This is a genomic window from Pseudomonas sp. S2_B10 (assembly GCF_054668425.1).
Map to the genome: position 1 here is coordinate 2,059,773 of NZ_CP162768.1, position 23,463 is coordinate 2,083,235.

A 23,463-nucleotide genomic window follows, 5' to 3' on the forward strand; every position below is an offset into this window, starting at 1 on the left:
AAGCCGCAACTCGGTTTATCAGGAAAAACCCAGGGCAAAAAAAACGGAGCCCGAAGGCTCCGCTCTTGTGCAACCAACCCGAATCAGGCCAGTTTCTTGTGACGTACCCGGTGAGGCTGGGCCGCTGCTTCGCCGAGGCGTTTTTTGCGGTCGGCTTCGTACTCGGTGTAGTTGCCTTCGAAGAACACCGCTTGCGAGTCGTCTTCGTACGCCAGGATGTGCGTGGCGACACGGTCAAGGAACCACCGATCGTGAGAGATCACAATGGCGGCGCCCGGGAAGTCCAGCAGGGCTTCTTCCAGCGAACGCAGGGTTTCCACGTCGAGGTCGTTGGACGGTTCGTCGAGCAGCAGGACGTTGCCGCCCTCCTTCAGGGTCAGCGCCAGGTGCAGACGACCGCGCTCACCGCCGGACAGATCCTTGACGAACTTCTGCTGGTCGCCGCCCTTGAAGTTGAAGCGGCCGACGTAAGTGCGCGACGGGATTTCATAGTTGCCGATGCGGATCTGGTCGGAACCGTCGGAAATCTGCTGGAACACGGTCTTGCTGCCGTCGAGGTCTTCGCGGCTCTGGTCGACGCAGGCCAGCTGCACGGTTTCGCCGATTTCGATGCTGCCCGAATCCGGGGTTTCCTTGCCCATGAGCATGCGGAACAGCGTCGACTTACCGGCACCGTTACCACCGATCACGCCGACAATGGCGCCTTTCGGCATGGAGAACGACAGGTTGTCGATCAGCACGCGATCGCCGTAGCCTTTGGTGACGTTCTTGAATTCGATGACCTTGTCACCCAGGCGTGGACCGGCCGGGATGTAGATCTCGTTGGTCTCGCTGCGCTTCTGGAATTCCTGCGATTGCATTTCTTCGAAGCGTTGCAGACGTGCCTTGGATTTCGACTGGCGGGCCTTGGCGCCTTTGCGCACCCACTCCAGTTCTTCTTTCATGGCTTTTTCGTGAGCCGACTGCTGCTTGGATTCCTGGGCCAGACGATCGGACTTGGCTTCGAGCCAGCCCGAATAGTTGCCCTCGTAAGGAATGCCCGCGCCGCGGTCGAGTTCCAGAATCCAGCCGGCGACGTTGTCGAGGAAGTAACGGTCGTGCGTGATCGCGACCACGGTGCCCGGGAAGTCGTGGAGGAAATGCTCCAGCCACGCCACCGAATCGGCATCCAAGTGGTTGGTCGGTTCGTCGAGCAGCAGCATGTCCGGCGCGGACAGCAGCAGACGGCACAGGGCGACACGGCGCTTTTCACCACCGGACAGGTGTTCGACTTTCGCGTCCCAGGCCGGCAGACGCAGTGCATCGGCAGCAACTTCCAGCTGGCGCTCGAGGTTGTGGCCGTCGCTGGCCTGCAGGATCGCTTCGAGCTTGGCCTGTTCAGCAGCAAGCTTGTCGAAGTCGGCATCCGGGTCGGCGTAGGCCGCGTAGACCTCGTCCAGACGCGCTTGCGCATCCTTGATCACGCTGACCGCTTCCTCGACCACCTCACGTACGGTCTTGGCAGGGTCGAGCTGCGGCTCTTGCGGCAGGTAACCGATGTTCAGGTCCGGCATCGGACGGGCTTCGCCTTCGAACTCGGTGTCGACGCCGGCCATGATTTTCAGCAGCGTCGATTTACCCGAACCGTTGAGGCCGAGCACGCCGATCTTGGCGCCGGGGAAGAAGGACAGAGAAATGTTCTTGAGAATTTCCCGCTTCGGCGGAACAACTTTGCCCAGCCGATGCATGGTGAAGACGTATTGAGCCATGGAGAACCTTGGGTCAGTGACAGATGAATGATTGGAGCGCAGGCGATGCCTGGCCAGACTGTGCGCGTCGTTCACTTGATCGCAATCAATGCGTGCGCGCTGGAAAAAGTCTGATTGTAGGGGCTGGAACGCCCCCGGTCTAACCGGCAAAGCTACCTTAATGCCGGAAGGCAGTCCAGCCGAGAGGGGCTGGCACTTCGCCACAACTCAAGGCATGCTAGCCGCCCTTCGGGCGTCCGGCTTATAGTGCACGTCGCGCCAGTCCAGCCAAATCGCAGGATCACAGCTTGACCAATGTCACTCCGCCAGCCTCTGTGAGCAGCACCCCACCGGCGCCCGGCTCGCCCCTGCGCGGGACATTGAAGGGTGCGCTGGCCACCCTCGTGCTGTTATTGCTCGCGTTGCTGTTCTGGCAACTGCTCGATCAATTGCGTGAAACGCAGAAGAATCAGCGCCAGTACACCATCGACTACACCGCCGACCTCGCCGCCCAGGTCAGCCTGAACATGGCGCTGAATGCGCAAATCGCCCTCAATCTGCTACCGATCGTCGAACAACCGCAAACCGCCGACGAACAGCAGATGCTCCTGCGCAAGTTGCAGCGTTCGCTGCCGGATCTGCGCAGCATGGCCCTGCTTTCTCCCTCCGGCCGCATCATCAGCGACAGCGCCACCGACAGTTCCGACGCCGATTACCTGACCGAACTGGTGCGTCGCAGTCGCGCTCAGGCGCATTATTTCAGCAATGCCGATGACGGCTCGGTGGTGCACCTGCTGTTGCATCAGGCCAGCGGCAGCAGTCGCGGTTACTGGGCCTTGCGCCTGACGCCAACCTTCTTCGACTCGCTGACCAAACAGGACGCCACCGCCCTGCGCCCGTTGTGGCTGGTGGAAAACCGCCTCAATCACCAGATCATCAGCCGCGAAGCGGGGCTGCCCTCGGCCAAGGCTGGCGGGCTGACGCCTGACGATGTCGCCAACACCGTGCTGACCGTGCCGCTGAGCAGCAGCGACTGGCAACTGCGCGGGCTGTTCGACCGCCAGCGCGTACTGGAAGAATTGCTGCCGGCGTTCATCGGCAAATGCCTGCTCGGCCTGGCGTTCTCGATGTTGCCGGTGATCGCCCTGTTGAACATGCGTCGGCGCCAGCGCCAGGTGCATGAAGGCCGGCGGCGTTATCAGGATATTTTCGAAGGCACCGGCGTGGCCTTGTGCGTGCTTGACCTGTCCGGCCTCAAGCAGATGTTCGACAAGGCGCAGATCCAGACCAGCGACCAGCTCAAGGCCTGGCTCGACCAACCGCAGCAGCGCCAGCAGTTGCTCGCGGAAATGCGCGTCACCGAGGTCAATCAGGTCGCCCTGCAACTGCTCGATGTGCATTCCTGCGACGATGCCTGGCAACTGCTGATCGATGGCCAGCGCCATCCGCAGTGCGCGATCGGTCAGCAGATCCTCGACGCCGTCCTGCAGCAGCAGAAACAGCTGGAACTGGAAATCAAACTGCCCAACAGCAATGGTCGCGACCAGCACCTGTGGATGGTCCTGCGCCTGCCGAGCGAGCAGCACGACTATAAAGCGGTGATCCTCAGCATCAACGACATCACCAGCCGCAAGCTGATCGAGCTGTCGTTGCTGGAGCGCGAAGGCTTCTGGTCGGACGTGGTGCGCACCGTGCCGGATCATCTGTATGTGCAGGACGTGATCAGCCAGCGGATGATTTTCAGCAACCACCACCTCGGCCAGACCCTGGGGTACAACCGCACTGAACTGCATCAGATGGGCGAATACTTCTGGGAAATCCTTCTGCATCCGGAAGACGCCGACTATTACCATCGCTCGCGGCAGTTGCAGCGTCACGCCGGTTACAGCCAGTTGTTGCAATGCCAATTGCGCTTCCGCCATCGCGACGGCAAGTGGCGGCGCTTCGACATCCGTGAACAGGCGCTGGCGCGGGACAAGCACGATCAGGTCACGCGGATCATCGGCGTGGCCAAGGACATCACCGAACAGATCGAGGCCAGCGAATCGCTGCGTGACAGCGAGCAGCGTTACCGCATGCTCGCCGAAAGCATTAGCGACGTGATTTTCTCCACCGACAGCAAGCTCTCGCTGAACTACGTCAGCCCGTCGGTGCAGGCCGTGCTTGGCTACAACGCCGAATGGATTTTCCAGAACGGCTGGCAATCGATCATCGCCAATCCCGGGCAACTGAACGGCATTCATGTGCTGATGGACCGCGTCAGCAAGGCGCTGGACAAGCCCGAGCAACTGGCATTGCTGCGCAGTCAGGTGCAAACCCAGCTGTTCCTCTTCGATTGCCTGCGTGCCGATGGCCGCAAGATTCCGATCGAACTGCGCCTGGTGCTGGTTTGGGACGAACACGGCGCGTTCGAAGGCGTGCTCGGCGTCGGCCGCGATATCAGCCAGCAGCGCCGCGCGGAAAAAGACCTGCGCATGGCCGCTACGGTATTCGAGCACTCGACTTCGGCGATTCTGATCACCGACCCGGCCGGTTATATCGTTCAGGCCAACGAAGCCTTCAGTCGGGTCAGCGGCTACAGCGTCGGCGAAGTGCTTGACCAGTTGCCGAACATGCTCACCGTCGACGAACAGCAGGATGCGCACCTGCGCTACGTGCTCAAGCAGTTGCACGAGCACAGCACCTGGGAAGGCGAAGTATGGATGAAGCGCCGTAACGGCGAGCACTACCCGGCGTGGGTCGGCATCACTGCCGTGCTCGACGATGAGGGCGATCTGGCCAGTTACGTGTGTTTCTTCAGCGACATCAGCGAGCGCAAGGCCAGCGAGCAGCGCATCCACCGCCTCGCCTATTACGACGCCCTCACCCATTTGCCGAACCGCACGCTGTTCCAGGATCGTCTGCACACCGCGCTGCAAGCGGCCGAACGGCAGAAGTCGTGGGTAGTGCTGATGTTCCTCGACCTCGACCGTTTCAAACCGATCAACGACTCCTTGGGCCACGCCGCCGGCGACCGCATGCTCAAAGACATGGCCACGCGCCTGCTGGCATGCGTCGATGACGACGATACCGTCGCGCGCATGGGTGGCGACGAATTCACCTTGCTGTTGCAGCATCGCTCCAACCGCGAACTGGCGCTGAACCGGGCGATTCACGTAGCCGAGCAGATTCTCGCCAGCCTGGTGCGGCCGTTCGTGCTCGAGGGCCGCGAGTTCTTCGTCACCGCCAGTATCGGCATCGCCCTGAGTCCGCAGGACGGCAACGAACTCAGCCAGTTGATGAAGAACGCCGACACGGCGATGTACCACGCCAAGGAACGCGGCAAGAACAACTTCCAGTTCTATCAGGCCGACATGAACGCCAGTGCGCTGGAGCGTCTGGAACTGGAAAGCGATCTGCGCCATGCGCTGGAGCAGAACGAATTCGTCCTGTATTACCAGCCGCAGTTCAGTGGCGACGGCAAGCGCCTGACCGGCGCCGAAGCGCTGCTGCGCTGGCGCCATCCGCGTCGCGGGCTGGTGCCGCCGGGTGATTTCATTCCGGTGCTGGAAGAGCTCGGCCTGGTGGTGGACGTTGGCGACTGGGTTATCAGCGAGGCCTGTCGACAGCTGAAAACCTGGCACCAGCAACGGGTGCGGGTGCCGAAGGTGTCGGTGAACATTTCCGCACGGCAGTTCTCCGACGGCCAGTTGGGCACCCGAATCGCGACGATCCTGCGCGAAACCGGCCTGCCACCGGCGTGTCTGGAGCTGGAACTGACCGAAAGCATCCTGATGCGCGAAGTCAGCGAGGCGATGCAGATTCTTGCCGGGCTGAAGAACCTCGGCCTGAGCATCGCAGTCGATGACTTCGGCACCGGTTATTCATCGCTCAACTACCTCAAGCAATTCCCGATCGACGTGCTGAAGATCGACCGTACTTTCGTCGACGGCCTGCCGTCCGGCGAACAGGACGCGCAGATCGCCCGGGCGATCATCGCCATGGCCCACAGCCTGAACCTGGCGGTGATCGCCGAGGGCGTGGAAACCCACGAGCAACTGGACTTCCTGCGTGAGCATGGTTGCGATGAGGTGCAGGGCTATCTGTTCGGCCGGCCGATGCCGGCGGGACGGTTTGAAGCGCAGTTCTGTAACGATGCGCTGTTCATGTTCGACTGAACATCTGCGGCGCGCCCTTCGCGAGCAGGCTCGCTCCCACAGGGGAATGCATTGCAGCAGGGGAATGCATCTCAAATGTGGGAGCGAGCCTGCTCGCGAAGGGGCCGGCAAAAGCACCGCACATCTGTCATGAACGCCACTTGTCTGCGACATGACGTCGTTTCATATGTCATCCAAAAGCGGTTGGGTTAGAATGCCCCCCTTTTCTGCCCCCCCGATCCTTGAGGACCGCCATGTTCAGCCGTGATTTGACTATTGCCAAGTACGACGCCGACCTTTTTGCCGCCATGGAGCAAGAAGCTCAGCGTCAGGAAGAACACATTGAGCTGATCGCTTCGGAAAACTACACCAGCCCAGCGGTGATGGAAGCTCAAGGCTCGGTCCTGACCAACAAGTACGCCGAAGGCTATCCGGGCAAGCGTTACTACGGTGGTTGCGAATATGTTGACGTGGTTGAGCAACTGGCCATCGACCGTGCCAAGGAACTGTTCGGCGCCGATTACGCCAACGTTCAGCCGCACGCCGGTTCCCAAGCCAACGCCGCTGTTTACCTGGCTCTGCTGCAAGGTGGCGACACCATTCTGGGCATGAGCCTGGCCCATGGCGGTCACCTGACCCACGGCGCTAGCGTTTCCTCCTCGGGCAAGCTGTACAACGCCGTTCAATACGGTATCGATGCCAACGGTCTGATCGACTACGACGAAGTCGAGCGCCTGACGGTCGAGCACAAGCCGAAAATGATCGTTGCCGGTTTCTCTGCCTACTCGCAGATCCTCGACTTCCCGCGCTTCCGCGAAATCGCTGACAAGGTTGGCGCTTACCTGTTCGTCGACATGGCTCACGTCGCCGGTCTGGTTGCCGCTGGTGTCTACCCGAACCCGGTACCGTTCGCCGACGTCGTGACCACCACCACGCACAAGACCCTGCGCGGTCCACGTGGCGGTCTGATCCTGGCCCGTGCCAACGCCGAGATCGAGAAGAAGCTCAACTCCGCAGTATTCCCGGGCGCCCAGGGTGGCCCGCTGGAGCACGTGATCGCGGCCAAGGCGATCTGCTTCAAGGAAGCGCTGCAGCCTGAGTTCAAGGCTTACCAGCAACAAGTGGTGAAGAACGCCAAGGCCATGGCCGAAGTGTTCATCGCGCGCGGTTTCGACGTGGTATCGGGCGGTACTGAAAACCACCTGTTCCTGCTGTCGCTGATCAAGCAGGACATCTCCGGTAAAGATGCCGACGCCGCTCTGGGCAAAGCGTTCATCACCGTGAACAAGAACTCCGTGCCTAACGATCCACGCTCGCCGTTCGTCACCTCCGGCCTGCGCTTCGGTACTCCGGCTGTGACCACTCGCGGTTTCAAAGAGGCCGAGTGCAAAGAGCTGGCCGGCTGGATCTGCGACATCCTGGCTGACCTGAATAACGAAGCGGTGATCGACGCCGTTCGCGAGAAAGTCAAAGCCATCTGCAAGAAACTGCCGGTGTACGGCGCTTAATCGCGACGTTAAACCAGCAGCATGAAAAACCGGCCAAGTAATTGGCCGGTTTTTTTTCGCCTGCAATTCACCTGTAGGAGCTGCCGAAGGCTGCGATCTTTTTATCTGGATTTTAAAAACAAGATCAAAAGATCGCAGCCTTCAGCAGCTCCTACGCGGCTTTGGCCGCTGGTCAGACCGGTCATGCCAATTTCATGTTTCCCCCTTGTAATCAGGAAAAAACCAAGCCTAGACTGCGCCTGCACTGGACATACCGGTAAGACCACAATAATTAAGTCCTGCATCCGCTGCGCAACGCGTGCGGCAGCCAGGACACCGACCCAGGATTCCTCCCATGCTCAGATGGTGCTCGCGTTCAATCTTCCTTCAAGTGGTTCTCGGACTGATGCTCGGCATCGTCTGCGGGCTGACCCTTCCTGAATACTCCGCTCAGCTCAAACCGCTCGGCGATGGCTTCATCAAACTGATCAAGATGCTGATTGGCCTGATCGTGTTCTGCGTGGTGGTCAGCGGCATCAGCGGCGCGGGCGATCTGAAGAAGGTCGGGCGCATCGGCCTCAAGTCGGTGATCTACTTCGAAGTGCTGACCACCATCGCCTTGGTGATCGGTCTGGTGTTCGCCTTCAGCACCGGCATTGGCAGCGGCGCGAACATTCATCTGGAGCAGCTCTCCAGCGCCGACATGGGCGACCTCGCCGAGCGCAGCCAGCACATGCACACCACCACGCAATTTCTGATGGACCTGATCCCGACCTCGGTGATCGGTGCCTTCGCTGACAACAATATCTTGCAAGTGCTGCTGTTCTCGGTGCTGTTCGGCAGTGCACTGAATCTGGTTGGCGAAGCGGCTTCCGGGATTTCGCGGCTGATCAACGAACTCAGCCACGTGATTTTCCGCATCATGGGCATGATCGTGCGGCTGGCGCCGATCGGCGTATTCGGCGCCATCGCCTTCACCACCAGCAAATACGGTCTCGACTCTCTGCAGCACCTGGGCAGTCTGGTCGGTCTGTTCTACCTGACCTGCGTCGCCTTCGTCGCGCTGATCCTCGGTCTGGTGATGCGGGTCTCCGGCCTGCGCATGTGGCCGCTGCTCAAGTACCTGCGGGAAGAACTGCTGATCGTCATGGGCACCGCCTCTTCCGACGCCGTGCTGCCGCAGATCATGCGCAAGCTCGAACACCTCGGTATCGGCAGCTCGACGGTCGGTCTGGTGATCCCGACCGGGTACTCGTTCAACCTCGACGGCTTCTCGATCTACCTGACCCTGGCCATCGTGTTCATCGCCAATGCCACCGGCACACCGCTGGCGATGACCGATTTGCTGACGATTCTGCTGGTTTCGCTGATCACCTCCAAAGGCGCCCACGGCATTCCCGGTTCGGCGCTGGTGATTCTCGCGGCAACGCTGACGGCGATTCCGGCGATTCCCGTGGTCGGCCTGGTGCTGGTGTTGGCCGTGGACTGGTTCATGGGCATCGGCCGCGCGCTGACCAATCTGATCGGCAACTGCGTCGCCACCGTGGCCATCGCCCGCTGGGAAAAGGACATCGACGTACAGCGAGCGAACAAGGTCCTCAACGGCGAACAGGGCTATAACTTTCAACCGCGAAAAACCGTCGCTCCGGCGGCGGCCAAAGAATTCTGAATGAGTGCCGTGCCTGCCAATGCGCAGGCACGGCGCAGGGAGCCAATACGTGATTACAACTTCAACCGTCGTCAATTCAGTGGTGGAAAAACTCCGCGCCGCGTTGGCCCGAGGCCAGTGGCGCTCCGGCGACATGCTGCCGGGCCAGCGTGAACTGGCCGAACAGCTGGGCATCAGCCGGCCGAGCCTGCGCGAAGCGGTGATCGTGCTGGAAACACTCGGCCTGGTGCGCTCGATGCCGGGCAAAGGCGTGGTCGTCCTCGATGCGCAACTCAGCGACAGCCAGAGCCACGACAGCGCAGTCGCCGGGGCGAGCCTGGAAGATGTGCTGCAACTGCGCTACACCCTCGAGCCGTTCATTGTCGGGCTGGTTGCGCAATCGATCAGCAGCAAGGAAGTCGGCCAATTGCGCCTGACCCTGATGGACATGCGCGAAGCCCTCGAGGCCGGTGACAGTGAAGCCGGGGTCAGCGCCTACATCGCTTTCCACGAAGAACTGTTCACGCTGACTTCGAACCCGATTTTCCAGAGCGTGGTGCAGCAGACCAGCAATGCCCTCAAGCAAAGCGCCGAAGTGTTGCGCAATTCCCCGGAACATCTGGCCGAACGTCTGGAAGAAAACGAAGCGGTGGTCCGCGCGATCCGCAGCAAGAACAGCGCTCAGGCCAGCGCCGAAATGCGTCGGCACATTCTGCGCGAAGGCCAGCGCATGGGCGTTGAGCTGAACATCCCGGACGACAACCTGCCCACCTGATTTGCCAGGAGAACGGCCATGAACAGTTTTGCTTCAGCCTCGCATGCCGATTCGACCGCCCTGCCCGTCTCTCGCCTCGGCACGCCGACGGAGGATCTGTATCCGCGACTGTTCGACGCGATTCTCGAGCAGCGTATCGATGAAGACAGCCGGTTCACCGAGGACAGTCTGCAAGCGATGTTCGGCGCCGGCCGCGCCGATGTACGACGGGTGCTGACGCAGTTGTCCCATGAGCAGATCGTGGTATTGCGCGCCAATCATCGACCACGAGTGGCTGCGCCTGATCGGGAGCTGATCCGGCAGACCTTGCATGCGCGACGGTTGGCTGAGAACACCTTGGTGCGATTGGCGTGTCAGCGTCCGCAGCCAGACGATTTGAATTGCTTGCGCACGTTGATAGAGCGCGAGAAGCGCGCCGTCGAGCAGGATCGGCGCGGGGCGGCGATTCGGTTATCGGGGGAGTTTCATCTGCAGTTGGCGCGGATGGCGGCTAATGTGCCGTTGGCGCATTTTCTGCACAGTCTGGTGCCGCTGACGTCGTTGGCGATTGCGCGGAGTCGGTGCCCGACGCGCAGCTGTTGCGCGTGGCAGGAGCATTTGGCGTTGGTTGAGGTTGTGGAGCGAGGTGATGCTGCTAAGGCAGAGGGGCTGATGAATCGGCATCTGGATCATCTTGAGCAGACACTGCTGGGTTCAGATCTTGAGCATTGTGCTGTCGGTTAGACCGCCTTCGCGAGCAGGCTCGCTCCCACAGTGGATTGCATTCCTTCTGACAGAATGCGTTCTACTGTGGGAGCGAGCCTGCTCGCGAAGAGGCCCGTTGAGCTATTGAAATTATCAGGCTTGTTGCGCTGCAACCCTGGCAAACCCCGCCCGAATCTTCTCTTCCGGCAAGTCATCGGCGATAAACACGATCACACTCTCCCGCGCCTCGCCCTCGGCCCATTCAGTGTCCCAGTCGAAACCATAGAGTTTCAGCACACCCTGAAACACCAGGCGCCGATCTTCGCCAGCAATATTCAGCACGCCTTTGTAGCGCAGCAATTGCCTGCCGTGTTCTTCCAGCAGTTCGTTCATGAATTCGCTGAGCTGATCGATATCCAGCGCCTGATCGGTGCGCAGCACCAGGCTGGAGATGCGATCGATCGACGGCGCCTTGCTCACCGGACGCAAGCTCAAACCGCCGCCCAGGTCAGCATTGAGGTTGAAACCACGCACATCCAGCAGTTCAGCCAGATCGATGTTGCCATGCTCGACCACGCGGATCGGCGCGCGGCGGTTGATTCGCGTAAGGCGCTCGCTCAGCGCGGTGAACGTCGGCTCATCGACCAGATCGGTCTTGCTCACCAGCAAGCGATCGGCGAAACCGATCTGCGCCTGGGCGATGGTCTGGGTCAGGTGCACGTCCGCGTGGGCGGCGTCGACCAGGGTGATGATGCCGTCGAGCAGGTAACGCTCGCGCAGCTCTTCGTCGATGAAAAAGGTCTGCGCCACCGGTGCCGGATCGGCGAGACCAGTGCACTCGATCACCAGACGATCGAAGGCGATCTCGCCGCTGTCCAGGCGCTCGAGCAGCAAGTACAGCGCCTTGGTCAGATCGGTGTGAATGGTGCAGCAGACGCAGCCGTTGGCCAGGGTCATGACCTGCACCGGCTCGTCACCCAGCAACTGAGTGTCGATGCCGGCGTCGCTGAATTCGTTTTCGATCACGGCGATTTTCAGGCCGTGCTCGGCTTTCAATAAATGACGCAGCAAAGTGGTCTTGCCGGCGCCGAGGAAACCGCTGAGGACCGTTACCGGAATGGGAGAAGACAAAACCCGATCTCCTGAAAAGAACACAAAAACAAATGTGGGAGCGAGCCTGCTCGCGAAAGCGGTGTGTCAGTCAAATCCTTCATCAACTGACACTCCGTATTCGCGAGCAGGCTCGCTCCCACAGGGGATTACCTCAACCGAAGGCTGTCAGCTCAACAGCACTTCGGCCCACCCTTGCCACCGTAACGGGCTTCCTGACGCTCGCGAAAGAACATCTCGTAGCTCATCACCGGTTTGTCCGGGTGTTTGGTTTGCATATGCTCGACGTAGGTGTCGTAGTCGGGCATGCCGACCATCAGGCGCGCGGCCTGACCGAGGTATTTACCGAGGCGACTCAGGTCATTGAACATGCTGCAATCCTCTGGTTACGCATCCGGCAGGGCCTGGAATGGCGATTCTTTATCCGTACGCTCTTTCTTGCCCCAGGCGGCGATGCCGACCTTGAGCGCATAGAACAGGATGCTGAACACCACGAACAGGAACAGCGCGGTGAGTGTGGCGTTGGTGTAGGCGTTGAAGATCACGTGCTGCATCTGCTCGACGCTCTTCGCCGGTGCCAGCACCTGACCGTTGGCCAGCGCATCGCTGTACTTCTTGGCCAGGGACAGGAAGCCGATCGCCGGGTTGGCGTCGAACAGCTTGATGAAGCCAGCAGTGGTGGTGCAGATCAACAGCCAGGTGGCCGGCAACAGGGTGACCCAGATGTAGCGCTGGCGCTTCATCTTGATCAGGACCACGGTGCCGAGCATCAGCGCGATACCGGCGAGCATCTGGTTGGAGATGCCGAACAATGGCCACAGGGTGTTGATGCCGCCCAGTGGATCGATCACGCCCTGATACAGCAACCAGCCCCACATCGCCACACAACCGGCGGTGGCGATCAGGTTGGCGGTCCACGATTCGGTGCGCTTCAGCGCCGGTACGAAGGAGCCGAGCAGATCCTGCAGCATGAAACGCCCGGCACGGGTACCGGCGTCCACAGCGGTGAGGATGAACAGCGCTTCGAACAGGATCGCGAAGTGGTACCAGAACGCCATGGTGTTTTCACCCGGCAGGACACTGTGCAGGATCTGCGCGATACCGACCGCCAGGGTCGGCGCACCGCCAGCACGGGCCAGAATGGTGGTTTCACCGATGTCGTGGGCCACGGCTTGCAGCGCTTCCGGCGTGATCGCGAAGCCCCAGCTGGTGACCATTTGCGCCACTGACGCGGCATCACTGCCGACCACGGCGGCCGGGCTGTTCATGGCGAAGTACACGCCTGGCTCGATCACCGAAGCGGCAACCATGGCCATGATCGCCACGAACGATTCCATCAGCATGCCGCCGTAACCGATGTAGCGGGCGTTGGTTTCGTTATCCAAAAGCTTCGGCGTGGTGCCCGACGAGATCAGCGCGTGGAAACCCGATACCGCGCCGCAAGCGATGGTGATGAACAGGAACGGGAACAGACCGCCCTTCCATACCGGCCCGGTGCCGTCGACGAACTGGGTCAGCGCCGGCATTTTCAGCTCGGGCATGGTCACCAGAATACCGATCGCCAGGGCGACGATGGTGCCGATCTTGAGGAAGGTCGACAGATAGTCACGCGGCGCCAGAATCAGCCAGACCGGCAGCGACGCGGCGACAAAACCGTAACCGACCAGCATCCAGGTAATCTGCACACCGGTGAAGGTGAAGGCTTTGGCCCATACCGGATCGGCAGCAATCTGCCCGCCCAGCCAGATCGAGCCGAGCAGCAGCAACACACCGACCACGGAGATCTCGCCGATGCGGCCCGGGCGGATGTAGCGCATGTAGATGCCCATGAACATCGCGATCGGGATGGTCGCCATCACGGTGAAGATGCCCCACGGGCTCTCGGCGAGGGCCTTGACCACGATCAGCGCCAGCACCGCGAGGATGATGATCATGATCAGGAAGCAGCCGAACAGTGCGATGGTCCCGGGAATCCGGCCCATCTCTTCACGCACCATGTCGCCCAGGGAACGGCCGTTGCGTCGGGTCGACATGAACAGGACCATGAAGTCCTGCACCGCGCCCGCCAGCACCACACCGGCAATCAGCCAGAGTGTGCCGGGCAGATACCCCATCTGCGCCGCCAGCACCGGACCGACCAGCGGCCCCGCGCCAGCGATGGCCGCGAAGTGGTGACCGAAAAGAATGTGTTTGTTGGTCGGCACGTAGTCCAGACCATCGTTGTTGAGCACGGCGGGGGTGGCCCGACGCGGATCCAGTTGCATCACGTTGTTGGCGATGAACAGACTGTAGTAACGGTACGCAACCAGATAAATGGCCACGGCAGCGACCACAATCCACAAGGCGTTGATCGCCTCGCCGCGGCGCAATGCCACTACGCCCAGGGCGCACGCTCCTACGATTGCCAGCACGAGCCAGGGTAAGTGGCGCAGCAGGCTATTATTATTTTTCATTTTATTATTCCAGCCAGGGTGGACAAGAAAGACAGCCACCCCGAGTTTAGCGCTTACGGCGCCAAAGGCCATACCCCGACATAGGTCTAGACGCTTGAGCGATTGGCTGGCGCCCGCATTCGCGGTCTATAGTCAGCGAACTTTCATGAGGATTGCGCCATGAGCGAGCACCCCGCCAATCGACGTCGTTTCAAACGTATTGCGTTCGATGCCCGAACCGAGCTGAAACAGGGCGAGTACATCTGGCCGGTCAAACTGATCGACCTGTCGCTCAAGGGCCTGCTGATCGAGCGACCGGAGCCGTGGCTTGGGGATAAAGAGCAAGACTTCCTAGTCGACATTCATTTGAGCGAAGACGTCGATATCGAAATGGACGTGCATCTGGCCCACGAGGAAAACGGCCACTTGGGGTTCATCTGCCGGCATATCAGCCTGGAATCGATCCAGCGCCTGCGCCGGTTGATCGAACTGAATCTGGCGGATGAGGCCGAGCTGGAGCGCGAACTGGGTGCGCTGATCGAAATCTAGCGCCACCCCCAACCCCGAATTGGAATGCCCTGTGGTTAGGGGGATCTATGTGGTGAAGGGACTTATGTGGCGAGGGGATTTATCCCCGTTGGGCTGCGCAGCAGACCCGTTTTTTTCAGGGCCGCTACGCGCCCCAACGGGGATAAATCCCCTCACCACAGAGGTTCGGCGTTCACTCAAACAGTGCGTCAAGTGCTTGTTCAAGGCGGGTCACGGCAATGATCTGCAACCCCGCCGGCGATTCCTTCGGAGCATTACCCTTCGGCACGATGGCGCGTTTGAAACCGTGCTTGGCCGCTTCTTTCAGCCGCTCCTGCCCGCTCGGCACCGGGCGCACTTCGCCAGACAGGCCGACTTCGCCGAACACCAGCAGATCATGCGGTAACGGCCGATTGCGCAAACTCGACATCACCGCCGCCATCAACGCCAGATCCGACGCTGTCTCCAGCACCTTCACGCCACCGACCACGTTGAGGAACACGTCCTGATCGTGGGTCGGAATCCCGCCGTGGCGGTGCAGCACCGCAAGCAACATCGCCAGACGGTTCTGATCCAGCCCCAGCGTCACCCGACGCGGGTTGGCCAGATGGCTGTCATCGACCAGCGCCTGCACTTCCACCAGCATCGGTCGGGTGCCTTCCCACGTCGCCATGACCACACTGCCCGGGACTTCTTCCTGAGCGCGGGTGAGAAAAATCGCCGATGGGTTGGAGACTTCTTTCAGGCCCTTGTCGGTCATGCCGAACACGCCCAATTCGTTGACCGCGCCGAAACGGTTCTTCACCGCACGCAGCAGACGTAGACGACCATCGGATTCACCTTCGAAATACAGCACGGTATCGACCATGTGTTCCAGAACACGCGGACCGGCCAAGGCGCCCTCTTTGGTGACGTGGCCGACGAGGAAGATCGCCGTGCCGCTCTGTTTGGCGTATCGCACCAGCAGCGCCGCACTTTCACGCACCTGCGACACGCCGCCCGGCGCCGATTGCAGCTGTTCGGTGAAGATGGTCTGGATCGAGTCGATCACCATCACCTTGGGTTTTTCCTGGCGGGCAGTGGCAATGATGGTTTCGATGCAGGTTTCGGTCATCACCCGCAGTTGATCCTGCGGCAGGCCGAGACGGCGGGCGCGCATCGCCACCTGCTGCTGGGATTCCTCACCAGTGACGTACAGCGCCGGCATGCTTTTGGCCAGATTGCACAGGGTTTGCAACAGAATGGTCGATTTGCCGATCCCCGGATCACCGCCGATCAGCACCACCGAGCCATCGACCAGACCACCGCCGAGCACGCGGTCGAGCTCACCGGAGGCGGTGGAAAAACGTGGAATCTCTTCGATGCTGACTTCGGCGAGCGTCTTGATCTGCGCCTGCTGGCCAGCCCAACCGGTGCGCCCGGTAGGTGCCGTGGCGCCGCCGCTTTCGATCATGGTTTCAGTCAGAGTGTTCCAGGCACCGCACTCGCCGCACTGCCCGGCCCACTTGGGAAAGGTTGCGCCGCACTCGGTGCAGCCGTACATGCGCTTGGCCTTGGCCATCAGAACCCCCGGAACAAAAGACGCGATGATAACGCAGCCATCGATGATCAGCGCGGCGCAGCGGTACGGATTTCGCCGCTGGCCAGACGCGCGGCGCTGTTGCCCAGCGGATCCTCGGCATTGAGGTCAGCGCCCTTGGCTTTCAACGCATCAAGCAATTCCAGACGCTTGAACAGCCCGGCGTACATCGCCGCTGTCTGCCCGGCGCCGTTACGCTGGTCGGGGCTGCAATCGGTGGCCATCAGGCGCCGGGCGATCTGTAATTCGCCTTTGAAAATCGCACCCATCAGCGCCGTGTTGCCGCGCTGGTCCTGAGCACAGGCATCCGCGCCAGCGGCGAGCAGGCGTTCAACCGCCGGCGCCTGACCGTGATAGGCCGCCAGAATCAGCGCGGTGTACCCCTTGCTATCGCGGGTATCGAGGGAATAGCCGGACTCGATAAAGGTCTCGAGCATCGGCACATCACCCCGGCGGGCGGCGTCGAAGTAGTAATCCTGCAACTGCGCCTTGATCGCTTCGGGGCTCTGCTCGACCGGGGTTGCCCACGCAGTAAGCGACAGGCACCCGGCCAGGCACAAAAGAAAAATACGCATCGGGCTCTCTCCTTGAACGCACGCGAGGCCGCACTGGCCCTCGCGTGCGCCGCATGGCTATCAGTCGGTCAGTTTCGCCGCCAGTGCTTTCACACGGCTGAGGTCGCCCTTGGCCACTTCGGTCACACCGCTGCCGTACTCAGGGTCGGCCTTGTACAGGAACGACAGGATGATGTGCTTGCTCTCGTCATCAGTGGTGGCCAGCGAGCCGCCGAAGCTGTCGATCAGGTCGCGGCGTTCCTGCTTGCTGTACGAGCGATACAGATCACCGGCCTGCTTGAAGTTCTGCTCACGCTGGATCTTCGCCTGCTGCGTGCTGCCCGACAGCGCCGACTGGCTGTAACGCGCCGATGATGTTTCTTCACGCGGTTGCAGGCGGCTTGGCTGGTAGTTGACACCGGACTGGCTGGCGCCGAAATTCATCGCACCATCCTGATTGCCATTGTTCACTGCGGTTTTCGGTGCATTGACCGGCAATTGCAAAGCGTTGGCGCCAAGGCGATACATCTGCGTATCGGCATAGGAGAACACTCGACCCTGCAACAAACGATCTTCCGAAGGTTCGATACCCGGAACTACGTTGGCTGGAGCCATGGCAACTTGTTCGGTTTCCTGGAAGACATTGGCCGGATTACGGTTCAGGACCATTTGTCCAACTTTGCGCTCGGCAATACCCGGCCAGATCTTGGTTGCATCCAACGGATCGAAATCAAACTTGGACAAATCCTGTGGCTTGAGAACTTGCACGTACAAGTCCCACTTCGGAAAGTTGCCCTTGTTGATATTACTGACCAAGTCGTTGGTCATATGACTGTAATCCTGACCTTGAACTTCGCTGACTTGTTTTGGCGTGAGATTCTTGATGCCTTGAAGACTCTTCCAGTGAAACTTCACGTAGTGAACTTCATTCTTGGCATTGATCAGCTTATAGGCATGAACACCATTGCCATCCATTTCCCGATAACTGGCCGGAGTGCCGTAGTTGGAATACAACTCGGTCAGCGTGCGGGTGGCTTCCGGTACATGGGAGAAGAAATCGAACCGGCGCGAATCGTCATCGAGGTTGGTGCGCGGATCGGGCTTGAAGGCGTGCACCATGTCCGGGAATTTGATCGCATCGCGGATGAAGAAGGTCGGGAAATTGTTGCCGACCAGATCCCAATTGCCGTCAGCAGTGTAGAACTTGGTGGCGAAACCCCGCGGGTCGCGCAGGGTTTCCGGGGAATGGTTGCCATGCACCACCGCCGAGAAACGCACGAATACCGGCGTGCTCTGGCCTGCGGCGAACACCTTGGCCTTGCTCAGGTCGCTGAGGTCATCGGTCACGGTGAAGGTGCCGTGAGCGCCGGTGCCGCGTGCGTGTACGACGCGCTCGGGGATGCGTTCACGATCGAAGCGCTGCAGCTTCTGGATCAGTTGCACATCCTGCAGCAGCACCGGGCCGTTGGCGCCGGCAGTTTGCGAGTTCTGATTGTCACCGACTGCCGCGCCGTTATCGCGGGTCAGCGGAGCGGCGTTGACCGAGAAGGTCAGCAGCCCGGCAGTCAGTACGCCGAAGGTGCGGCGGAAGGGAAAAGCCCCCAGTCCAGGAGTGGATGTCATATCAGGTTCCTCTGGTTTTATTGGGCGCATCCAGGTGCGCCACACCAAGGCTAGAGGCCTGTGCCGCAGAACATAAATAGAAAGAACGTAACACCATGATTGATGAAATTGGCTGTGCAATCAGCGCTTTACCGCGTATTTCGCGCGCGATTGCTGGCATTTTGCAAACTAATCGTCAATCGATGTGTCGATAAAAACGGGCATTGTAAGAAGGTGTTTCGCGCAGGAGGCGTTTCGCTGATTTACACTGCCTACACCAAACTCATCTGTAACAAGGAAATAACTATGGGCGTGCTTAGCGAGTTCAAGGCCTTCGCGGTCAAAGGCAATGTGGTCGACATGGCCGTCGGTATCATCATTGGCGCAGCGTTTGGCAAGATTGTTTCGTCGTTTGTCGGCGACGTGATCATGCCGCCGATTGGCCTGTTGATCGGTGGAGTGGACTTCAGTGATCTGGCTGTCACGCTCAAAGCAGCCCAGGGCGATGCGCCCGCAGTGGTGCTGGCTTACGGCAAATTCCTGCAGACGGTGCTGGATTTCGTGATTGTCGCTTTCGCGATTTTCATGGGTGTCAAAGCCATCAACCGCCTCAAGCGTGAAGAAGCCGTAGCACCGACCGCGCCGCCGATCCCGAGCAAGGAAGAGCAACTGCTGGGCGAAATTCGCGACCTGCTCAAGGCGCAGAACGAGCGGCCCTGAGGCATTCGGTAGTCATCAAAACGGCACCCGCGGGTGCCGTTTTCGTTACCAGTAATTTTCCACCGCAACCTGCCCCGGCTTGCGCGTCAGGCTCAGGCGCATGTCGCGCTGTTTCAGCAAGGCGCGGGTGTCGTCGATCATCTGCGGGTTGCCGCACAGCATCACACGCGAATGCTCTGGCGAGAGCTCAACGCCCGCCGCGCGTTCCAGTTCGCCGTTTTCAATCAGCGTAGTAATCCGGCCCTGCAGCGCGCCTGGATGCGCTTCGCGGGTCACAGTGGGGATGAATTGCAGCTTGTGGGCGTATTCGCTCAGATAGTCCCGTTGCGCCAACCCGGCGATCAACTCCTGATAAGCCAGTTCCCGCGCCTCCCGCACGCTGTAGACCAGAATGATCCGCTCGAATTTCTCCCAGACCTCGAAGTCCTGCAGGATCGACAGAAACGGTGCCACCCCGGTGCCGGTGGACAGTAACCACAGGTCTCGGCCATCGACAAAGCGATCCAGCGTCAGGTAGCCGAACGCCTGGCGTTCTACCATCAAGCTGTCGCCGACCTGGAGCCGGCTCAGCTCACTGGTGAATTCGCCGCCCGGCACGACGATGGAAAAGAACTCGAGAAACTCGTCGAACGGCGACGACACCATCGAATAGGCGCGCCAGACCATGCTCCCATCGGCCTTGGTGACGCCCAGCCGGGCGAACTGGCCGGCACGGAAGCGAAAGCCGGGGTCGCGGCTGGTGCGCAGCGTGAACAGGTTCGGCGTCAACGGTTGCACATCGAGCAAGGTCTGGGTGGTGTACTTCTCGGCACTGGCAGTCATGAGGCACTCCTTGAAACGATTGCCTATAGTGTCCCGCAAAACCGCGCTGCCAAACACCTGCCAACGGTAATGATATTGACAGAATCAGCGCTGCACATTCGATGTGATGTCAATTTTAGATCTAGAGTAATAACTTTAAGATGGCAGTTAAAATATAACAGCGCGTATTGCTAAGAACACTTTATAAAAAACATCAAAGTTTCAATCTCGAAAAAATGTAAGGCGTTTCGCAGGAAAGATCCTACACTTCGATTCGTGCCGGATCTTTTGGATCCATTCCGCACCCCGATATCAAGATACAGAGGCAAAGTTCATGGAAACGTGGAAGGAATCACAATTGAAACAACTGACATTTGCCAAAGGCATTGAAGCGGCGTACCCGATACTGCTGAGATTTGCCGAGAACCTGGGCTTTAACTACTGTGCAATAGCAGTGACGTCCCCTCACCGTGATGTCCATCTGAATGCCTTGCAAATCAATAACTATCCGAAAGAATGGAACATCCAGTACAACAAAGAGAACTTCCGCAATATTGATCCGGTAATAGCGCATTGCAATCACTCAATATTACCCATCGTCTGGGAAGAAAGAGTCTTCAACAATGCACCCGAGTTGTGGCAGGCGTTGAAACAGAATGGGCTGCAGCATGGCTGGTCGCAGGCCTTTCATGACGAAACCAGCGGTTTGTGCAGCATCATCAGTCTGGCTCGAACCCACTGCCCGATCAGCCCGCTCGAACTGTATGAGCATTACGGTTATCTGTTTTTTGCCAACCGACACTTCAGTGACCTGTATGCCCGCACCGTTCCCACACCGGCCAAACCCAGCAAACCGAGGCTATCGTCCCGGGAACTGGAGATCATGAAATTGTCCGCCATGGGAAAGACCGCTCACGATATCTCGAGAATCCTCAGCCTGAGCGAACGCACCGTTAACTATCATGTGCAAAACGTCATCGAAAAATTCAACGTCTGCAACAAGATTTCCGCAGTGATTGCCGCCGCTCGTGCCGGGATTATCTGACTGACGAGCGATATCGCACGGTAATCCTGCGAGTATTTACGCGCAAAAAAACGTACCATTCAGGCCTTTCCGAGTGATGACGCAACCTGCTTGCATCGCAGTCCACTCGGTCGGATCCCGTCGCACCATCTGCCGGCAACGGGATATCTGCCGAATATCCTGAGTCCCCGCCCCATGCCCTTGCTCGAAACGCCTTTCGCCCAGCTCGACCTGATCCGCCAGCCTGAACAGCAGAATGAACCGCTGCAAGCCTTCGATGCGGCGGACGAATACCTGCTCAATCATCTCGCCAGCGAACAACCTCAGAGCAGCACCCGCGTGCTGGTGCTCAATGACAGCTTTGGCGCCTTGGCGATCAGCCTGCAGGGCAAGGTCGAGGTGAGCAGCAGCGGCGACTCGTTCCTCGGTTTCGTCGGGCTGGAAAAGAATCTGCTACGCAATGGCCAGGCGTTCGATGCGATTCGTCCGATTCCGGCCAGTGAGCCTTTGGTCGGGCCGTTTGACCGGGTGCTGATCCGCGTTCCCAAGACGCTGGCGCTATTGGAAGAGCAGTTGATCCGCCTGCAAGGGCAACTCGCTCCGGGCGCGCAAGTGATCGCCGCCGCCATGGTCAAGCATCTGCCGCGCGCTGCCGGCGATCTGCTCGAGCGCTACATTGGCCCGGTGCAGGCGTCGCTGGCCGTGAAGAAAGCCCGACTGCTGATCGCCACGCCTGAAAGCAAAGCGCCCGCCACATCGCCCTATCCGACTCGCTATCGCCTCGACGAACCGGCAATCGAACTGCTCAACCACGCCAACGTGTTCTGCCGCGAAGGCCTCGACATCGGCACTCGCGCGTTTCTGCCGCATCTGCCAAAGAACCTTGGCCACGCGCGAGTCGCCGATCTCGGTTGCGGCAACGGTGTTCTGGCAATCGCCAGCGCCTTGCAGAACCCGGATGCGCATTACACGCTGGTCGACGAATCGTTCATGGCGGTGCAATCGGCTGCCGAGAACTGGCGCGCGGCATTGGGCGATCGCGAAGTCATCGTGCGCGCTGGCGATGGTCTGGCCGGGCAGGCGCCGCAGTCGCTGGACGTGGTGCTGTGCAACCCACCGTTCCATCAGCAACAGGTGGTCGGCGATTTCCTCGCCTGGCGCATGTTCCAGCAGGCGCGCGAGGCGCTGGTGGTCGGCGGTGCGCTGTACATTGTCGGCAATCGGCATCTGGGCTATCACAGCAAACTGGCGCGCTTGTTTCGTGGCGTCGAGCAAGTGGCGGCCACGCCGAAATTCGTCATCCTCAAAGCGCGCAAATAAATCTGCGGCATAAAAAAACCCTCCGTGAGGAGGGTTGCGAGTCCATACCCGAAGGCGCCGGGACGGGATATTTCAGTGGGTGGTCAAACCCGCGGCATTCATGAACATGCGCATCAGGCTGGCGGCGATGAACAACACGCCGACACTGCCAACCCAGATCAGGGCCAACCAGCCGAGCCGCTGCCACAGCGGCTTTTTTTCGGCTTCTTCAATGTCGTGCAGGGAATGTTTGCCGGTCATTGCATCGATCTCCGTTAAGCCAAGGCGTCACTGCGGACGCCTTCGCGAGCAGGCTCGCTCCCACAGGGCAAGCCCAGCAATTGGATTAGTGATAACCATCTTCGTGGGTGACCTTGCCGCGGAACACGTAGTAGCTCCAGAAGGTATAACCCAGGATGAACGGAATGATGAACAGCGTGCCGACCAGCATGAAGCCCTGACTTTGCGGCGGCGCGGCGGCGTCCCAGATCGAGATCGACGGCGGCACGATGTTCGGCCACAGGCTGATGCCCAAGCCACTGTAGCCGAGGAAGATCAGCACCAGGGTCAGCAGGAACGGCGTGTAGTTGGCGTTACGTGCCACCGCGCGGATCAGGCCGTACAAAGTGACCAGCACCAGAATCGGCACCGGCATGAACCAGAACAGATTCGGCATGCTGAACCAGCGTGAGGCGATTTCCGGATGCGACAGGGGTGTCCACAGGCTGACGATACCAATTACCGCCAGCAGGACGAACGCCAGCGGCCGCGCCAGATCATGCATTTGTTCCTGCAATTTGCCTTCGGTTTTCATGATCAGCCAGGTGCAGCCGAGCAAGGCATAGGCCACCACCAGCGCCGCGCCGCAGAACAGCGTGAACGGTGTCAGCCAGTCCAGTGAACCTCCAGCGAACTGGCGATTGACCACCGGCAGACCATCGATGAACGCTCCCAGCGCCACGCCCTGAAAGAACGTCGCCGCGATCGAACCACCGATGAATGCCTTGTCCCACAGATGACGTTTTTCATCCTTCGCCTTGAAGCGGAACTCGAAGGCCACGCCGCGAAAGATCAGGCCCATCAGCATGAAGATCAGCGGCAGGTACAGCGCCGACAACACTACCGAATAGGCCAGCGGGAAGGCGCCGAACAACGCCGCCCCGCCCAGCACCAGCCAGGTTTCGTTGCCGTCCCATACAGGGGCGACCGTATTCATCATCACGTCGCGATCGGTCTTGCCGGGCACGAACGGGAAGAGAATGCCGATGCCCAGGTCGAAGCCGTCCATGACCACGTACATCATGATGCCGAAGATGATGATCACGGCCCAGATCAGCGGAAGATCGATACCCATGAG

19 protein-coding genes are annotated in these 23,463 nt (G+C 59.9%); 9 read left to right on the plus strand and 10 right to left on the minus strand.

The genetic code is table 11. The annotated features are described in order from the left end of the window. Positions 1 to 83 precede the first annotated feature (83 nt). On the minus strand, positions 84 to 1,748 hold the full coding sequence (ettA, locus tag AB4O45_RS09175; protein WP_016773108.1) for an energy-dependent translational throttle protein EttA: 1,665 nt from the start codon (positions 1,746 to 1,748) through the stop codon (positions 84 to 86). Between the two features lie 287 nt (positions 1,749 to 2,035). On the opposite strand from ettA, the gene morA reads away from it, so the two are divergent. The 5 genes from morA (at position 2,036) to AB4O45_RS09200 (ending at position 10,496) form a co-directional block, all read left to right on the plus strand. Then, complete coding sequence (gene morA, locus AB4O45_RS09180; protein WP_041477787.1) at positions 2,036 to 5,884, plus strand: cyclic di-GMP receptor MorA; 3,849 nt, start codon at positions 2,036 to 2,038, stop codon at positions 5,882 to 5,884. Between the two features lie 233 nt (positions 5,885 to 6,117). Then, a complete protein-coding gene (gene glyA / locus AB4O45_RS09185) occupies positions 6,118 to 7,371 on the plus strand; it encodes a serine hydroxymethyltransferase (RefSeq protein WP_460161329.1) in 1,254 nt (417 codons plus the stop codon). 334 nt (positions 7,372 to 7,705) lie between these two features. Next, positions 7,706 to 9,019, plus strand: coding sequence for a C4-dicarboxylate transporter DctA (locus tag AB4O45_RS09190; protein ID WP_041477785.1), 1,314 nt, complete (start codon positions 7,706 to 7,708; stop codon positions 9,017 to 9,019). A gap of 49 nt (positions 9,020 to 9,068) precedes the next feature. Next, positions 9,069 to 9,773 carry a FadR/GntR family transcriptional regulator gene (locus AB4O45_RS09195; protein ID WP_016773102.1) on the plus strand — a complete coding sequence of 235 codons (705 nt, stop codon included), beginning with the start codon at positions 9,069 to 9,071 and terminating at the stop codon, positions 9,771 to 9,773. Between the two features lie 18 nt (positions 9,774 to 9,791). Beyond that, positions 9,792 to 10,496, plus strand: coding sequence for a GntR family transcriptional regulator (locus AB4O45_RS09200; protein ID WP_460161330.1), 705 nt, complete (start codon positions 9,792 to 9,794; stop codon positions 10,494 to 10,496). A gap of 114 nt (positions 10,497 to 10,610) precedes the next feature. On the opposite strand, the gene yjiA is transcribed toward AB4O45_RS09200, so the two are convergent. From yjiA to AB4O45_RS09215, 3 genes are all read right to left on the minus strand, one after another. Further along, positions 10,611 to 11,588, minus strand: coding sequence for a GTPase (gene yjiA, locus AB4O45_RS09205; RefSeq protein WP_252868312.1), 978 nt, complete (start codon positions 11,586 to 11,588; stop codon positions 10,611 to 10,613). A 152-nt stretch (positions 11,589 to 11,740) separates the two neighbouring features. Beyond that, positions 11,741 to 11,938: a YbdD/YjiX family protein gene (locus AB4O45_RS09210; protein WP_003228401.1), complete on the minus strand. Its 198-nt coding sequence runs from the start codon at positions 11,936 to 11,938 to the stop codon at positions 11,741 to 11,743. A gap of 15 nt (positions 11,939 to 11,953) precedes the next feature. Continuing rightward, positions 11,954 to 14,020 carry a carbon starvation CstA family protein gene (locus tag AB4O45_RS09215; RefSeq protein ID WP_041477781.1) on the minus strand — a complete coding sequence of 689 codons (2,067 nt, stop codon included), beginning with the start codon at positions 14,018 to 14,020 and terminating at the stop codon, positions 11,954 to 11,956. A gap of 159 nt (positions 14,021 to 14,179) precedes the next feature. Between AB4O45_RS09215 and AB4O45_RS09220 the strand changes: the two genes are divergently transcribed. After that, positions 14,180 to 14,548 (plus strand): PilZ domain-containing protein, encoded by a 369-nt coding sequence (locus tag AB4O45_RS09220; RefSeq protein WP_041477779.1) that lies wholly within the window; start codon positions 14,180 to 14,182, stop codon positions 14,546 to 14,548. A 172-nt stretch (positions 14,549 to 14,720) separates the two neighbouring features. Here the strand turns inward: AB4O45_RS09220 and radA are convergent, their stop codons facing one another. Genes radA through katB form a run of 3 tightly spaced genes read right to left on the minus strand, consistent with a single transcriptional unit; the run spans position 14,721 to position 18,283 of the window. After that, positions 14,721 to 16,088: a DNA repair protein RadA gene (gene radA, locus AB4O45_RS09225; protein ID WP_095181861.1), complete on the minus strand. Its 1,368-nt coding sequence runs from the start codon at positions 16,086 to 16,088 to the stop codon at positions 14,721 to 14,723. Between the two features lie 47 nt (positions 16,089 to 16,135). Further along, entirely contained in the window at positions 16,136 to 16,681 is a 546-nt protein-coding gene (locus AB4O45_RS09230; RefSeq protein WP_150742268.1) for an ankyrin repeat domain-containing protein, read from the minus strand. 60 nt (positions 16,682 to 16,741) lie between these two features. After that, positions 16,742 to 18,283: a catalase KatB gene (gene katB, locus AB4O45_RS09235; protein ID WP_460094698.1), complete on the minus strand. Its 1,542-nt coding sequence runs from the start codon at positions 18,281 to 18,283 to the stop codon at positions 16,742 to 16,744. Between the two features lie 285 nt (positions 18,284 to 18,568). Here katB and mscL point away from each other — a divergent pair, with 285 nt between their 5' ends. Further along, positions 18,569 to 18,982, plus strand: coding sequence for a large-conductance mechanosensitive channel protein MscL (gene mscL, locus AB4O45_RS09240; protein ID WP_024014404.1), 414 nt, complete (start codon positions 18,569 to 18,571; stop codon positions 18,980 to 18,982). A gap of 45 nt (positions 18,983 to 19,027) precedes the next feature. Here the strand turns inward: mscL and AB4O45_RS09245 are convergent, their stop codons facing one another. Continuing rightward, the gene (locus AB4O45_RS09245; RefSeq protein WP_095181864.1) at positions 19,028 to 19,804 is read right to left on the minus strand and encodes a ferredoxin--NADP reductase; all 777 of its coding nucleotides are present in this window, start codon (positions 19,802 to 19,804) and stop codon (positions 19,028 to 19,030) included. A gap of 313 nt (positions 19,805 to 20,117) precedes the next feature. Between AB4O45_RS09245 and AB4O45_RS09250 the strand changes: the two genes are divergently transcribed. Continuing rightward, positions 20,118 to 20,828, plus strand: coding sequence for an autoinducer binding domain-containing protein (locus tag AB4O45_RS09250; RefSeq protein ID WP_177434230.1), 711 nt, complete (start codon positions 20,118 to 20,120; stop codon positions 20,826 to 20,828). A gap of 174 nt (positions 20,829 to 21,002) precedes the next feature. Continuing rightward, positions 21,003 to 22,127, plus strand: coding sequence for a methyltransferase (locus AB4O45_RS09255; RefSeq protein WP_236168709.1), 1,125 nt, complete (start codon positions 21,003 to 21,005; stop codon positions 22,125 to 22,127). A gap of 72 nt (positions 22,128 to 22,199) precedes the next feature. On the opposite strand, the gene AB4O45_RS09260 is transcribed toward AB4O45_RS09255, so the two are convergent. Together AB4O45_RS09260 and cydB are read right to left on the minus strand one after the other, a co-directional pair. Beyond that, positions 22,200 to 22,367 carry a DUF2474 domain-containing protein gene (locus AB4O45_RS09260; protein WP_016773090.1) on the minus strand — a complete coding sequence of 56 codons (168 nt, stop codon included), beginning with the start codon at positions 22,365 to 22,367 and terminating at the stop codon, positions 22,200 to 22,202. Positions 22,368 to 22,452: 85 nt separating this feature from the next. Continuing rightward, positions 22,453 to 23,460 (minus strand): cytochrome d ubiquinol oxidase subunit II, encoded by a 1,008-nt coding sequence (gene cydB / locus AB4O45_RS09265; protein ID WP_016773089.1) that lies wholly within the window; start codon positions 23,458 to 23,460, stop codon positions 22,453 to 22,455. Positions 23,461 to 23,463 lie beyond the last annotated feature (3 nt).